General features: G+C 75.1%; 1 protein-coding gene. It reads right to left on the reverse strand.

The genetic code is table 11. The features are described from left to right. Positions 1 to 333, reverse strand: a 333-nt coding sequence (locus RAD10_RS41595; RefSeq protein ID WP_461621999.1) for a VWA domain-containing protein, incomplete at both ends; no start/stop codon positions are given.

The raw sequence follows: 333 nt of genomic DNA on the forward strand, positions 1-333 counted from the left end.
GCGCCGCCGCCAGCCCCGCCGCCAGTGGCGTGCCGCCGCCGCCCGGCAGCTCGGCCAAGGCGCGCCGCGCGCGCGTCAGCGATCGCGTCGGCGGCAGCAGCGTCTCCGCCGCCATCCCGCGAAACGCTACCAGCGCCACTTGCGCGCGTTTGACATAGGCCTCCGCCAGTAACAGCTCGACCGCATCCTTCGCCTCGGCCAGCCGCGCCGCCGCCGACGATCCGGAAGCATCGACCGCGAAGATCGTCAGCATTTCCGCGCGCGTTTCGAAGCGGCGGATGTGCAGGTCGGCGCGGCGGATGCGGACCGGCCCATCGCCGCGCGCGCGCAGGC

Source organism: Bradyrhizobium sp. 23AC, assembly GCF_054863025.1.